The following is a 13,826-nucleotide window of genomic DNA, read 5'->3' as shown; positions in this document are numbered from 1 at the left end:
CCGAAGGACGCGCACCATGGAGAAGTTCAGTCAGCACACCGGCGTCGGCGTTCCGCTGCGCCGGAGCAACGTCGACACCGACCAAATCATCCCCGCGGTGTACCTCAAGCGGGTCACGCGGACCGGCTTCGAGGACGCGCTGTTCGCCGCGTGGCGCAGCGATCCCGAGTTCGTGCTCAACCAGAGCGCCTACGCGAGCGGGTCGGTGCTGGTCGCCGGTCCGGATTTCGGCACCGGCTCGTCTCGTGAGCACGCCGTCTGGGCGCTCAAGGACTACGGGTTCCGCGCCGTGATCTCCGCCCGGTTCGCCGACATCTTCCGGGGCAACTCGGGCAAGCAGGGGCTGCTCGCCGCGACGTGCGATCCGCAGGACATCGAGCTCATCTGGAAGATCCTCGAGACGCGGCCGGGCACCGAGGTGACCGTGGACCTGGAGTCCCGCACGGTCACGTGCGACGACGTCGTGGTGCCGTTCCAGATCGACGACTACACCCGCTGGCGCCTCATGGAGGGCCTGGACGACATCGGCCTGACGCTCAACCACGCCGACGAGATCACCGCCTTCGAGGCGACGCGCGCCGACTGGCGCCCGCGCACCCTGCCGGCCAAGCACCTGCCGCCGGTGGACATCGAGGCCGCCCGCCCGGTGCGCTGACCTGCGGCCTCGCCCGCGGGGTGGGCCGAGCGGCGGCCGGTGCACGCGACGCCGGTCCTGGGCGCGTCGTGTGGACCTGACCTGCGGTTCGCCCTACCGTGGGAGCCGCGCGACGCGGCGAACCCTCGCTCGGGGCGCACCCGACCGGGAGGTGTCCCTTGAACAAGACCGAGATGGTCACGCTGCTCGAAGGCCGACTGGGGAGCAAGGGGGCGGCCGTCGCCGCGCTCGATGCCGTCCTGGACGAGATCACGCACGCGGTGGCCTCGGGGGAACGCGTCACCCTGACGGGGTTCGGCACGTTCGAGCGGGTCGAGCGACCGGCCCGGATCGGACGCAACCCCCGCACCGGGACCGCGATCGAGATCCCGGCCGCTGCTGCCCCCCGGTTCCACGCCGGCTCGAGCCTGCGCGCGGCCGTCTCCGGGCCCGCGCCCGCAGCGCGACCCCGCGCCGCGGCGTCGTCGGGCACGACGACGCGCACCGCGACCCCCAAGGCGCCCGCCAAGGCGCCCGCCAAGGCGCCCGTGAAGGTCAAGGACAAGGTCGCCGCTGCGAAGTCGGCGCCTGCGACCACATCGGCCAAGAGCGCGAAGGGCTCGAAGTCCGCGAAGAAGTCGGGCTCGACGAAGTCCGCGAAGGCGTCGTCGGGCAAGAAGAAGAAGAAGTAGTCCGACCTGCAAAGACGTGTGCAGGTTTCGGGCCGGGAACTCGTCCCCGCGCCGTGTCGGTAGGGAGGAGTGCTCTGCGTGAGTAACGATGGGGTCATGACAGACCTGCTCTACGTCAACGGCGGCACGCCCCTCGCGGGCGAGATCACCGTTCGCGGTGCCAAGAACTTCGTGTCCAAGGCCATGGTCGCCTCGCTCCTCGGCGACGGCCCGAGCCTGCTGCGCAACGTCCCTCAGATCCGCGACGTCGGCGTGGTCACAGGGCTGCTCGAGCTGCACGGGGTCCAGGTGAAGTGGGACGACCACGCCGGCACCCTGCACCTCGACCCGAGCAACGTCGAGTCGGCCCACGTGGCGGACATCGATGCGCACGCGGGGTCGAGCCGGATCCCGATCCTGTTCTGCGGGCCGCTGCTGCACCGGCTCGGCGAGGCGTTCATCCCCGACCTCGGCGGCTGCCGCATCGGCGACCGGCCGATCAACTATCACCTCGACATCCTGCGGCAGTTCGGCGCCGTGGTGGAGAAGCGTGAGCAGGGCATCCACATCACCGCCCCGTTCGGCCTGCAGGGCACCAAGATCGCGCTCCCGTACCCGAGCGTCGGCGCCACCGAGCAGCTGCTGCTGACCGCGGTGCGTGCCGAGGGCATCACGGAGCTCTCGAACGCGGCGATCGAGCCCGAGATCATGGATCTCATCAACGTGCTGCAGAAGATGGGCGCGATCATCTCGGTCGACACCGACCGCGTGATCCGCATCGAGGGCGTCGAACGCCTGCGCGGCTTCACGCACACCGCGCTCGCGGACCGCATCGAGGCCGCGTCCTGGGCGTCGGCTGCGCTGGCCACGCAGGGCGACATCTACGTGCGCGGCGCGAGCCAGCCGGAGATGACGGCGTTCCTCAACACGTTCCGCAAGGTCGGGGGCGAGTTCGACGTCGACGACGACGGCATCCGGTTCTACCACCCGGGTGGCGACCTCAACCCGATCGTGCTCGAGACCGACGTGCACCCCGGCTTCATGACCGACTGGCAGCAGCCGCTCGTCGTCGCGCTCACGCAGGCCAAGGGCCTGTCGATCGTGCACGAGACGGTCTACGAGAACCGGTTCGGGTTCACCGAGGCCCTCGTGGGGATGGGCGCGACCATCCAGGTCTACAAGGAGTGCCTGGGCGGGCGGCCGTGCCGGTTCGGCCAGCGCAACTTCTACCACTCGGCCGTCGTGTCGGGCCCGACGCCGCTCGCGGCCGCCGAGATCGAAGTGCCGGACCTGCGCGGCGGGTTCAGCCACCTCATCGCGGCCCTCGCCGCGAAGGGCACCTCGACGGTCAAGGGCATCGGCCTGATCGACCGGGGCTACGAGCACTTCACGGACAAGCTGACCTCGCTCGGGGCCGAGTTCAGCCGGACCTGAGGCGCTCCGCGGGTAGCATCCCAGACCGTGCCCGCACCGCAGCGATCCAACCGCGCCTACCGCAACGTCGCCCGCCTGATCCGGCCGTTCATGCTGGCCATGACCAAGCGGGACTGGCGCGGCACCGAGCACCTCCCGGTCAGTGGCGGCTTCATCGCCGCGGCGAACCACATGACCGAGGTGGACCCGCTCACGTTCGCGCACTACCTCTACGACAACGGCTATGCCCCCCGCATCCTGGCCAAGGCGTCGCTGTTCTCGGTGCCGGTGCTCGGCCCGGTGCTGCGGGCGACCGGGCAGATCCCGGTCTTCCGGGGGACCTCCGACGCGCGCAAGTCGTTGCAGTCGGCCGTCCAGGCGCTCGAGGGCGGTGAGTGCGTCGCGGTCTTCCCCGAGGGGACGCTGACGCGCGAGCCCGACCTGTGGCCGATGGTCGGCAAGACCGGGGTGGCGCGGCTCGCGCTCACGACGCGCGTGCCCGTGATCCCGGCCGCGCAGTGGGGGCCGCAGGACCTGCTGGGCCGGTACAAGAAGCTGCTCAAGCCGTTCCCGCCCAAGCGCGTCACGATCGTGGCAGGTCCGCCGGTGGACCTGAGCGACCTGTACGACCTGCCGATGGACAGCGCGACCCTGCGCGAGGCGACCGAGCGCGTGCTCGCGGCGATCACCGGGCTGCTCGAGGAGATTCGGGGCGAGCGCGCCCCGGCGGTCCGGTACGACCCGCGCTTCCCGGACCGCGGGACCGCCACGCCGACGACCCCCGACCGTCCCGCCGCCCCCGAGGACCCCCAGGACCCGGTCGAGGGACCGGCGTGACCGCTCTGCGTGCCGCCGTCCTGGGGACGGGCGCCTGGGGCACCACCTTCGCGACCGTCCTGGCCGACGCCGGCTGCGACGTCGCCCTCTGGGGTCGCAATCCCGTGGTGTGCGCCGAGATCGAGGCGGAGCACCGCAACCACGCCTACCTGCCGGGGATCACGCTGCCCACCGGGATCACGGCGTCGACCGACGCGGCGACCGTGCTGGCCGGCGCCGACCTGGTGGTGATCGCGATCCCCTCCCAGAGCGCGCGCGCGACCCTCGAGACCCTGCGGGCCCTCGTGCCGCCCGGCTGCGTGGCCGTCTCGCTGATGAAGGGCGTCGAGCTCAGCACCGACCAGCGCATGAGCCAGGTCGTCGCCGAGGCCCTCGGGCTGCCGGCGGACCGGGTCGCGGTCGTGTCCGGGCCGAACCTCGCCCGCGAGATCGCGGAGCGTCAGCCGACGGCGACCGTCGTCGCCTCGGTGAGCGAGGAGACGGCTCAGCTTGTGGCGCGCGCCTGCTCGTCCGCGGCGTTCCGGCCGTACACGAACACCGACGTCGTGGGTGTGGAGCTGTGCGGGGCGGTGAAGAACGTCATCGCCCTCGCGGTCGGGATCGCGCAGGGTCGCGGCCTGGGCTACAACACGCGCGCGACGATCATCACGCGCGGGCTGGTCGAGATCACGCGGCTCGGACTCGCGCTCGGGGCCGATGCCGAGACGTTCCCCGGCCTGGCCGGGATGGGTGACCTCATGGCGACCTGCGCGTCGCCGCTGTCCCGGAACCACTCGTTGGGCGTGCGGATCGGTCAGGGCATGACCTTGGACGAGGCGATCGCCGCGACCGGGGGAACGGCCGAGGGCGTCAAGTCGTCGCGGTCCGTGCTCGAGCTCGCGGCGTCGGTGGGGGTCGAGATGCCGATCACGGCCGCCGTCGTCGGCGTCCTGCACGAGGGCTTCCCGGTCGAAGACCTCGCGCCCCTCCTCCTGGCGCGCCCCCGCAAGGCGGAGGGCGTCTAACCCGCAGCGCAGCGGTTCAGTTCGCTGGTTCGGGGCGAGTCCGCCGGTCTGGACGGGCGAGCTCGGCCCGAACCAGCGAACTCAGGCCTCGGGCAGGTTCGACAGGGCCAGCGAGAGGTCCGCCCAGAGGTCGTCCACGTCCTCGATGCCGACCGACAGGCGCAGCAGGTCCTCGGGCACGGTCACCGCCTCCGTGGCGAAGCGGCGACGGCGCTCGAGGCTCGACTCGACACCGCCCAGGCTGGTCGCCGGGACCCAGAGCTGGAGGGCCGCCACGACGGCGTCGGCCGCGGCGACCCCGCCGACCGGCCGCAGCCCGATGATCGAGCCGAACCCCGTCATGAGCCGGGCCGCGCGTGCGTGCCCGGGGTCGGACGGCAGGCTCGGGTGACGCACCTGCGCGACCCGGGGGTGCGCGGCGAGGCGGCGCGCGAGCTCTGCAGCCGTGTCCTGCGAGCGCCCCACCCGGAGCGCAAGCGTGCGCAGTCCCCGCAGCGCGAGCCACACCTCCCACGGCCCGGCGATCGAGCCGTGCAGGGTCCGGTAGGCGTGGAACCGCGCGTGCAGGTCGGCGTCGTTCACGACGACGGCCCCGAGCACGACGTCGGAGTGCCCCGCGAGGTACTTCGTGACCGAGTGCACGACGACGTCCGCACCCCAGGTGAGCGGTTGCTGGCCCAGCGGGGTGGCGAAGGTGTTGTCCACCGCGACCGGTACGCCGGCGGCGTGCGCCCCGGCCACGAGGGCGGGCGTGTCGGCGATCTCGAGCATCGGGTTCGTGGGGGACTCGACCCACAGGAGGGAGGCGGGCACCGGGCCGGCCACGGCGGCGAGCACGGCGGCGGTGTCCGCGATGTCGACCCGGACCACCTCGACCCCGGCTCGGGCCGCGAGGTCGTCCGCGAACCCGAGCGTGACCTGGTAGGCGTGCTGCGGGACGACCAGCCGGCCTCCGTGCGGCACCAGGGACATCGCGGCGGCGATCGCGGCCATGCCCGAGGCAAACACCAGCGCGGGCTGGTCGGCGTGCTCGAGGTCGGCGAGGGCCCGCTCGAACGGCACCCAGGTCTCGGTCCCGGCGCGCGCGTAGAGCAGGTCGCCGGGCGCCGGGGGACCGGCCGAGACATACGTCGACGACAGCACGACGGGTGGGTTCACGGGGCCGCCGGGAACGCGCCCGGGACGTCCGGCGGCCACGGCGACGGTGGCGGGGGAGAGCTCGTGTTCTTGGCCCTCGGGCCCGATGGGTGCGCGCACCCGTGCAGGCTAGTCGCCCGGTGCGGGCTGGTTGCCCGGTGCGGGTCGCCCGGTCAGCACCGGTAAGGTCGGGCGCGATGGAGACCACGCCGCAGCCCGAGACCACCGACCCCACCGGTGCTGGTTCGTCACAGCCCCCGATCGCGGCCTGGCTCGCCGACCCTTCGGCGCGTCCCCGGGTCCTGCTGCTGTTCGGTGGCCGGTCCGGCGAGCACGCGATCAGCTGCGCGACCGCGGGCGGCGTGCTGCGGGCGATCGACCGGGCGAAGTACGACGTCGTCGCGGTCGGCATCACCCCCGCCGGGAAGTGGGTGCTGGTCGAGGACGACCCCGACCTCTGGTCGATCGTGGACGGTCGGTTGCCCGAGGTGCAGGACGGTCCGGCGCACGTGCTGCTGCCGCAGTCGACCGACGCGCGCGGCCTGCAGGTCATCGCGCCGGACAGCCTTCCCGTGGCCATCGGCCGGGTCGACGTCGTCTTCCCGCTGCTGCACGGCCCGTTCGGCGAGGACGGCACGGTCCAGGGCATGCTCGAGCTCGTCGACCTGCGGTACGTCGGCGCGGGCGTGCTCGCGTCCGCCGTCGGCATGGACAAGCACTTCATGAAGCTCGTGCTCGCAGCCCAGGGGATCCCGGTCGCACCGTTCGTGGTGCTGCACCCCGGGGACTTCGAGCGCAGTCCCGCCGTCTGGACCGAGACCATCGCGGCCCTCGGGCTGCCTGTCTTCGTCAAGCCCGCGCGGGCCGGCTCGAGCCTGGGGATCTCCAAGGTGAGCTCGCTCGACGAGCTGCCCGCGGCGATCACCGAGGCGCAGCGGCACGACCCCAAGGTGATCGTCGAGGTCGGCGTCGTCGGTCGCGAGATCGAGTGCGCTGTCCTGGGTGCCCGGGAGGGCGAGCGCGCGCGTGCCTCGCAGCCCGGCGAGATCGTGGTGACGAGCAGCGAGCACGGGTTCTACGACTTCGAGGCGAAGTACCTCGACGAGCGGTCGGTCGTGCTGACCTGCCCCGCGGACCTTCCCGCCGACGTGATCGAGGTCGTCCGGGACCTGGCCGTGCGCACGTTCGAGGCCGTGGGCTGCGAGGGCCTCGCGCGCGTGGACGTCTTCGTGACCGCGGACCAGGACGTGATCGTCAACGAGATCAACACGATGCCCGGGTTCACCCCGTTCTCGATGTACCCCCGCATGTGGCAGGAGTCGGGCATCGCGTACCCCGACCTGATCGACGAGCTCCTCCAGCTGGCCCTGACCCGGCGTATCGGTCTCCGCTAGCCCTCGGCCTCCTCAGAGGCAGGAGCGAAGCTTCGCGGTCGTGGCGACCGCAGGGCCCAGGTCGACCAGGAACGACGTCGAGCTGTCCTTGGTGACCGCCGGGGGGACCGTGACCTCGATCGCGGGCTCGCGGCCGTAGGTCGTGAACGTCCAGGTTGCGCCCCCGTCCGCGCCGGCGGTGCCCTCGATCGCGATCCAGTCGACGGACGTGCCGGCGGCGTCCGTCGCGGTGACGCACTTGTCGGTCGTCGGGGGCGGTGGCTCGACCCCGCACCGCAGCACGATCGGGCTGGCGGACTCGCCCCACGCGGTCGTGGCCTGGCTCGTGGTGCGCAGGCGCGGGTACGTGGCGAGCTCGGCCGGCAGCGCCAGCACCACGTCCGCGCACACGGGATCGGCGGCGTGCGCCGCGACCGGCACGGACACGGCCGACGAGCACGCGGCCGCGGTCGCCACCGTGAGGAGAGCGAGAGCGCTGAGACGCATCGTCCGGGGCACGGTGTCACGGTAGCCCGCCGCCGCCGTCCGGGCGTCCACCCGCCGCTGCCCCGCAGGTGGTCCGGCACGAGCCCGCGCGCAGCGTCGGTAGGTTGGCGGCCGTGACCCGCGCCGAACCCACCCCGCCCCAGCCGGCCGACCGGACCGTCGCCGACGTGACCGAGGACGAGCTGCTCGCCTTGATCTTCCCGCTGCTCCCGCGGGGCTCGGCGACGCTGCTCGGACCCGGCGACGACGCCGCCGTGGTCGACGTCCCGGACGGCCGGATGGTCGTCTCGACCGACGTCCTCGTCGAGGGTCGCCATTTCCGGCGAGACTGGTCGACCGGGTACGACGTCGGCTGGCGTGCGGCGATGCAGAACCTCGCCGACATCGCGGCCATGGGTGCGCGCCCGACGTCGCTCGTGGTCACCGTCGTCGCCCCGGCGGACCTCCCGGTCCAGTGGGTGACCGGACTGGCCCGAGGCCTGGCGGCGGCGTGCGAGCCGCACGGCGTCGGGGTCGTCGGCGGCGACCTGTCCGGCGGAGACCTCATCGTCGTGACGGTCACGGTGCACGGGGATCTCGCGGGGCGCGCGCCGGTGCTGCGCTCGGGAGCCCGACCCGGCGACGTCGTCGGGCATGCGGGGGTGCGGGGGTGGTCGGCAGCCGGGCTGGCGCTCCTGGAGGCCGGCCGGCCCGAGGTGGCCCCCGAGCTCGTGCGCGCGTATCTGCGCCCCGACCCGCCGCTGGCCGCCGGGGTCGTGGCGGGCCTGGCCGGCGCGACCTCGATGCTCGACCTGTCCGACGGTCTGCTGCGCGATGCCGGCCGGGTCGCCCGGGCGAGCGGCGTGGTGCTCGACCTCGATCCGGTCACGCGGGCGTTCGCCGCGGATCTCGCGGTCCTCGCGGACGCCGCCGCCGTGCTCGGCGCGAGCGCTGAGGAGTGGGTGCTCGCGGGCGGGGAGGACCACGGCCTGCTGGCGACGTTCCCCCCCGGCGTGGCGCTCCCGGCACCGTTCCGCGCGGTGGGCGTCGTCCGGCCGGGCGCGCCCCAGGGGCCGCACGTGCTGGTCGGCGGTCGCGCACCGCAGACGGCGTCGCCCGGTTGGGACCACTTCGCGCGCTGAGCCGGCGCGTGCTCCGGGCCGAGCTCAGGGTCGGCGGTACCGCACCTCGAGCAGCTCCTGGTCGCCCACCTCGCGCAGGCGTTCTGTGCCGTCCGGGGAGAAGCCGTGGCGCCGGTAGAAGTGCCGGCCCCGCTCGCTGTCCGCGAGCACCCAGAGCGAGACGGGCGCCGGGGGCCGGACCTCCCCGAGCACGGTGCGCAGCAGGTCGCGAGCGACCCCCTGGCCCCACATGCCCGGGTCGAGATACATGGAGTAGATCTCCTGCTCGTTGCGCGCGGCGTCCTCGTCGCGGCTCGGGCCGATCGAGGCGAAGCCGAGAGCGCCCGGCCCGGTCCAGGCGACCCAGGTGCGCACCCCGTCGCGGGGGCCGTTGCGCAGGTGCTCGGTCCACATGGACTCGCGGTTCTTCGGGTCCAGCGACGCAAGGTAGTCGGCCGAGACGATGCCGGCGTAGGCCTCCTTCCAGGAGGCGGTGTGGACGCGGGATATCTCCGGTGCGTCCGGTACCTCGGCGGGCCGGATGTCTACTTCGCCGAGGGTCTCAACCATGAGTACACCTTGCCATCCGGGCCCTCGGCTCGCAGCACAATTCTTGGCCGACCTGCCGGAACCTGCGCAGGGCGCACCAGAAACCCTGCCGAGGACGCACAAAACCCGTGGGGTTAGCCCACGGGTCTTGGTAACAACTCAGTTCTTGGTTACAGCTCGGTGCGGTACAGCTCAGACGTGCCGGACGACCTTGTTGGCCTTGAGGCACGAGGTGCACACGTAGAGGCGCTTGGGAGCACCGGCCACCACGGCGCGAACGCGCTGGATGTTCGGGTTCCAGCGACGCTTCGTCCGGACGTGCGAGTGCGAGATGCTGTGCCCGAAGCTCGGGCCCTTGCCGCAGACTTCGCAGTTGGCAGCCACGGTCTCTCCTGATCGTCGTGCACGCCGCGCAGAGCGGCGAGGAATGGTCGGGGTGTGCAGTGCATACCCGAAGGTCGCTCCGCATGTGCCCGGGCTCGGCCGGACAACCTGGCAAGACTAGCCGATGACGGCCAGTCACCCAAATGAGGGTGGCATGAGGCATCGTGTGGGCGGGGCCGTGGGACGGACGAAGGGATGCGGACGCACGTGGAGCGACTGGATGGTGGGGCGATCGCAGCCTGGGCGGTGGGCGCGGCGGAGGCCCTCGAGGCCGTTCGTGGCCCGATCGACGCCCTGAACGTCTTCCCGGTGGCCGATGCGGACACGGGCACCAACCTCCACCTGACGATCGCCGCGGGGGCGCAGGAGGTCGTCGACGCCCCGCAGGCCACGGCGCTCGAGGCGACGCGGTCCTTCGCGCGGGGCGCGCTCCTCGGGGCCCGGGGGAACTCCGGCGTCATCGCGAGCCAGTTCCTGCTCGGCCTGGCGCAGGGGTTCGAGCTGGGGGTGCCCGACGGCGTCGGGCTCGCCCGGGCGCTCGACGTCGCGCAGGCAGCGGCACGGGTCTCGGTCGCGTGCCCGGTCGAGGGCACGATCCTCAGCGCGGCGTCGGCGTCGGCCGTCGCCGCTGCGGCGGTGGCTGACGCAGGCGGCGACCTCGCCGCGACCGCGGTGGCCGCGCTCGGCGGTGCTCGCGCGGCGCTCCTGCGCACCCCGGACGAGCTGGCCGTCCTGCGCGCCGCCGGGGTCCTCGACGCGGGCGCCACGGGACTGGTCGTCATCCTCGAGGCTCTGGTCGTGATCGTCACGGGTCGCCCCGCCCCGGGGGCCGTGCCGATCGCGGCCCGGGCCCGGGTGGAGCCGGTCGGCCCGGTGGCGGGCCCGGGGGTCGAGCCGGTGGCGAGCCCGGGAGCAGAGCCGGATTCAGGTCGGGGGGCAGAGCCCGCGCGGCACGGCGAGTTCGAGGTGATGTTCGTGGTCGAGTCGGACGTCGCGGACCTGGCACCCGAGCTCAGCCGCCGCCTGCAGGTGCTCGGGGAGTCCGTGGCGGTCGTGGGTGGCGGGGGAGTCTGGCAGGCGCACGTCCACACCGACGACCCCGCCGCCGCCGTCGTCGCGGGCGCGTTGGGGGTCCAGCGGCAGATCACGGTCCGCCAGCTTCGGCCGCACGCCGCGGACGAGCTCGCCGGCCGCGCGAGGCCCGAGCCCATCGAGCCCGCGTCGGCTGACGCCGGTCCGCTCGGGCTCGTGGTCGGGACGCGTGCGCCCGGTCTCGTCCGCTCGCTCGCCCGCACGGGTGCCGTCGTGATGGTGCTCACCGGTGCGCCCGTGACCGCGTCGAGCGTGTTGCGCGCGGTCGTGGACACCGGTGCGGCGCGGGTCGCGGTGCTCCCCGGCTCACCGCAGGCGTGCACCGCCGCGCTGGCCGCCGCCGGCCTCGCGAAGGCTCGCGTGCAGGTGTTCGACGCGGTCGACGACATGCGGGTCGTGGCCGGGCTGGCGGCGGTCGTCGCGCGGCGGTCGGCACCGCGCGGTGCGGCCGACGGTGCCCCCGCGGCGGACATCGGGGTCGAGCTGGACGCCATCCGCCGGGCTGTCGGAGACGTGCGCACGGCGGAGCTCGGGGCGGTCGACGACGAGGTGGTCGACGGCGCCGCGGCGCTCACGGTGGCCGACGAGCTGCTCGCGTCGGGCGGCGAGGTGCTCACGCTGCTGCGAGGCGCCGACGCCCGGGACGGCGTGATGGAGGCGCTCCTCGGGCACCTGGCCGGCACGTACCCGGCGCTCGAGGTCGTCGTGCTCGACGGCGGCCAGGCGCGGCCGGTCGTGGCGATGGCGCTCGAGTGATGGGCGGATGATGAGCGATCGGACAACGGGGAGGGGCCGGCGATGACCGTCGAGCTGGGTGACGTCGTCCGCGGTCCGGTCGACCGGTTGGCCGAGCCCCTGACCAAGGTGCTCGGCACCCGCACCGCCGGCGCGCTGGTCAAGCTGGGGCTGCACACGACGGGCGACCTGCTGCGGCACTACCCGCGGCGCTACTCCGAGCCGGGCAAGCTCACGGACCTGTCGAGCCTCGAGATCGGCGAGCACGTGACGGTGATGGCGCAGGTCCGCCAGGCCACGGTCCGCGAAATGCGTTCGCGCGGCGGGGCGATGCTCCAGGCGGTCGTGACGGACGGCACGCGCACGCTCAACCTGACGTTCTTCGCGAAGCACAAGGGTGCCCTCCATGGGCACGAGAACAAGCTCCGGGCCGGACGGGTGGGGCTGTTCACGGGCGTCGTCGGGGCGTACCAGGGCACCCGTCAGCTGACCCACCCCGACTACCAGATCATCGGCGTCGACGTGCAGGACGAGGCCGAGGCGATGATCGAGGCGGGGCGTCCCATCCCGATCTACCCCGCGAGCGCCGCGATCGCGTCGTGGCGCATCCACGCCAGCGTGCGCACCGTGCTCGACCCGCTCGGCCTGGCCGACGTCCCCGACCCGATCCCCGAGGAGCTGCGGACCCGGCTCGCGCTGCCCACCCTGCACCAGGCGCTGCACGACGTGCACGAGCCGTTCGACGACGCCCAGGCGCGCCGGGGGCTGGGCCGGCTGAAGTACGAGGAGGCGTTCGTGCTCCAGGCGGCCCTCGCGCGCCGCCGTGCGGAGGCGGCCGGCCAGGAGGCCACCGCGCGTCCGCGGCTCGCGGGCGGGCTCCTGGACGACTTCGACGCCAAGCTGCCGTTCACCCTGACCAACGGTCAGCGCGAGGTCGGCGCCGAGCTGGCGGCCGAGCTCGCGGAGCCCGCACCGATGCAGCGCCTGCTCCAGGGGGAGGTCGGCTCGGGCAAGACCGTCGTCGCGCTGCGGGCGATGCTCCAGGTGGTCGACGCCGGGGGGCAGGCGGCCCTCATGGCCCCGACCGAGGTGCTCGCCGCGCAGCACACCCGGACCCTGCGCGGGCTCCTGGGGCCGCTCGCCGACGGGGGTTTCCTCGGGGGCGACGACCGGGCCACGCGGGTCGCGCTGCTCACGGGGTCGCAGGGGGCGGCGGCGCGCCGCGAGAACCTGCTCGACGCCGCGAGCGGCCGCGCCGGCATCATCGTCGGGACGCACGCGCTGCTCAGCGAGAACGTCCAGTTCGCCGACCTCGGTCTCGTGGTGGTCGACGAGCAGCACCGGTTCGGCGTCGAGCAGCGCGACACGCTGCGCGCCAAGGCGAGCCGCACGCCGCACCTGCTGGTGATGACGGCCACCCCGATCCCGCGCACGGTCGCGATGACGGTGTTCGGCGACCTCGAGACGTCGACGCTGACCGAGGTGCCGGCGGGCCGCAGCGGGGTCACCACGCACGTCGTGCAGGCGGACAACCCCGCCTGGATGGACCGCACCTGGCGGCGCGTGCGGGAGGAGGTCGACGGGTTCCACCGCGTCTTCGTGGTGTGCCCGCGCATCGACCCCGACGACCCCGCGGCCCCGGCCGCTGCGGCCCGCACCGCGAAAGCCTCGATGGACGACGACGGCGCCGACCTGCTCGCGCTCGATCTCGACCTCGCGGACGACGTCGGCCAGCGGCGTCCGCTGCGCGCGGTGCTCGAGGTCGTCGACGAGCTCCGGGCGCTGCCGGCGCTCGCGGGGGTCGACATCGGCGTGCTGCACGGCCGCATGACGGCCGACGACAAGGAGCGCACGATGGCGCAGTTCGCCGCCGGGCAGATCCAGGTCCTCGTCGCGACCACGGTCATCGAGGTCGGGGTCGACATCGCCGAGGCCACCGGCATGGTCGTGCTCGACGCCGATCGGTTCGGCATCTCCCAGCTGCACCAGCTGCGCGGTCGGGTCGGGCGGGGGAGCGCCCCCGGGCTGTGCCTGCTCGTGTCGGGAGCGGTGGAGAGCGGCCCGGGGAGCCCGTCCGCGACGCGCCTGCGCACGCTCGAGGAGACGACCGACGGGTTCGTCCTGGCGGCGGTCGACCTCGAGCTGCGGCGCGAGGGCGACGTGCTCGGTGCGGCCCAGTCGGGTCGGCTCAGCTCGCTCCGGCTGCTCCGCGTCACCCGGGACGCCGACCTGATCGCGCAGGCCCGGACCGAGGCGACCGCCGTCGTCGACGCGGACCCGACCCTCGAACGGTTCCCGGCGCTGCGGGCCGCGATCGAGCAGCAGCTCGCGGGTGAGCGCGAGGAGTACCTCGACCGGTCCTGAGCGCCGTTTCGCGGGGCGGGGGAGCG

Annotated in this window: 13 protein-coding genes; 9 read left to right on the top strand and 4 right to left on the bottom strand. The window is 73.6% G+C overall.

Annotation, left to right across the window (positions count from 1 at the left end):
* Positions 1–16 precede the first annotated feature (16 nt).
* The 5 genes from leuD (at position 17) to VTA80_RS03900 (ending at position 4,559) form a co-directional block, all read left to right on the top strand.
* The gene (gene leuD / locus VTA80_RS03920; RefSeq protein ID WP_407344103.1) at positions 17–655 is read left to right on the top strand and encodes a 3-isopropylmalate dehydratase small subunit; all 639 of its coding nucleotides are present in this window, start codon (positions 17–19) and stop codon (positions 653–655) included.
* A 158-nt stretch (positions 656–813) separates the two neighbouring features.
* Positions 814–1,326 carry an HU family DNA-binding protein gene (locus tag VTA80_RS03915; RefSeq protein ID WP_407344102.1) on the top strand — a complete coding sequence of 171 codons (513 nt, stop codon included), beginning with the start codon at positions 814–816 and terminating at the stop codon, positions 1,324–1,326.
* Between the two features lie 96 nt (positions 1,327–1,422).
* A complete protein-coding gene (gene murA, locus VTA80_RS03910; RefSeq protein ID WP_407344101.1) occupies positions 1,423–2,739 on the top strand; it encodes a UDP-N-acetylglucosamine 1-carboxyvinyltransferase in 1,317 nt (438 codons plus the stop codon).
* A gap of 27 nt (positions 2,740–2,766) precedes the next feature.
* On the top strand, positions 2,767–3,555 hold the full coding sequence (locus VTA80_RS03905) for a lysophospholipid acyltransferase family protein (protein WP_407344100.1): 789 nt from the start codon (positions 2,767–2,769) through the stop codon (positions 3,553–3,555).
* A 5-nt stretch (positions 3,556–3,560) separates the two neighbouring features.
* Positions 3,561–4,559 (top strand): NAD(P)H-dependent glycerol-3-phosphate dehydrogenase, encoded by a 999-nt coding sequence (locus VTA80_RS03900; RefSeq protein ID WP_407345678.1) that lies wholly within the window; start codon positions 3,561–3,563, stop codon positions 4,557–4,559.
* An 81-nt stretch (positions 4,560–4,640) separates the two neighbouring features.
* On the opposite strand, the gene VTA80_RS03895 is transcribed toward VTA80_RS03900, so the two are convergent.
* Complete coding sequence (locus tag VTA80_RS03895; protein WP_407344099.1) at positions 4,641–5,816, bottom strand: trans-sulfuration enzyme family protein; 1,176 nt, start codon at positions 5,814–5,816, stop codon at positions 4,641–4,643.
* 77 nt (positions 5,817–5,893) lie between these two features.
* On the opposite strand from VTA80_RS03895, the gene VTA80_RS03890 reads away from it, so the two are divergent.
* Complete coding sequence (locus VTA80_RS03890; protein WP_407344098.1) at positions 5,894–7,090, top strand: D-alanine--D-alanine ligase family protein; 1,197 nt, start codon at positions 5,894–5,896, stop codon at positions 7,088–7,090.
* 12 nt (positions 7,091–7,102) lie between these two features.
* On the opposite strand, the gene VTA80_RS03885 is transcribed toward VTA80_RS03890, so the two are convergent.
* A complete protein-coding gene (locus VTA80_RS03885; protein WP_407344097.1) occupies positions 7,103–7,588 on the bottom strand; it encodes a DUF3515 domain-containing protein in 486 nt (161 codons plus the stop codon).
* Between the two features lie 101 nt (positions 7,589–7,689).
* On the opposite strand from VTA80_RS03885, the gene VTA80_RS03880 reads away from it, so the two are divergent.
* Positions 7,690–8,697 carry a thiamine-phosphate kinase gene (locus VTA80_RS03880; protein WP_407344096.1) on the top strand — a complete coding sequence of 336 codons (1,008 nt, stop codon included), beginning with the start codon at positions 7,690–7,692 and terminating at the stop codon, positions 8,695–8,697.
* A 24-nt stretch (positions 8,698–8,721) separates the two neighbouring features.
* Here the strand turns inward: VTA80_RS03880 and VTA80_RS03875 are convergent, their stop codons facing one another.
* Positions 8,722–9,246 (bottom strand): GNAT family N-acetyltransferase, encoded by a 525-nt coding sequence (locus VTA80_RS03875; protein WP_407344095.1) that lies wholly within the window; start codon positions 9,244–9,246, stop codon positions 8,722–8,724.
* 171 nt (positions 9,247–9,417) lie between these two features.
* Complete coding sequence (rpmB, locus tag VTA80_RS03870; protein WP_130103427.1) at positions 9,418–9,609, bottom strand: 50S ribosomal protein L28; 192 nt, start codon at positions 9,607–9,609, stop codon at positions 9,418–9,420.
* Positions 9,610–9,804: 195 nt separating this feature from the next.
* Here rpmB and VTA80_RS03865 point away from each other — a divergent pair, with 195 nt between their 5' ends.
* Together VTA80_RS03865 and VTA80_RS03860 are read left to right on the top strand one after the other, a co-directional pair.
* Complete coding sequence (locus VTA80_RS03865; RefSeq protein ID WP_407344094.1) at positions 9,805–11,457, top strand: DAK2 domain-containing protein; 1,653 nt, start codon at positions 9,805–9,807, stop codon at positions 11,455–11,457.
* 42 nt (positions 11,458–11,499) lie between these two features.
* Positions 11,500–13,800 carry an ATP-dependent DNA helicase RecG gene (locus VTA80_RS03860; protein WP_407344093.1) on the top strand — a complete coding sequence of 767 codons (2,301 nt, stop codon included), beginning with the start codon at positions 11,500–11,502 and terminating at the stop codon, positions 13,798–13,800.
* Positions 13,801–13,826 lie beyond the last annotated feature (26 nt).

The sequence above is a fragment of the Pengzhenrongella phosphoraccumulans genome (assembly GCF_045689905.1).
GTDB lineage: Bacteria > Actinomycetota > Actinomycetes > Actinomycetales > Cellulomonadaceae > Pengzhenrongella > Pengzhenrongella phosphoraccumulans.
This window is presented reverse-complemented; position numbering and strand designations above follow the sequence as displayed.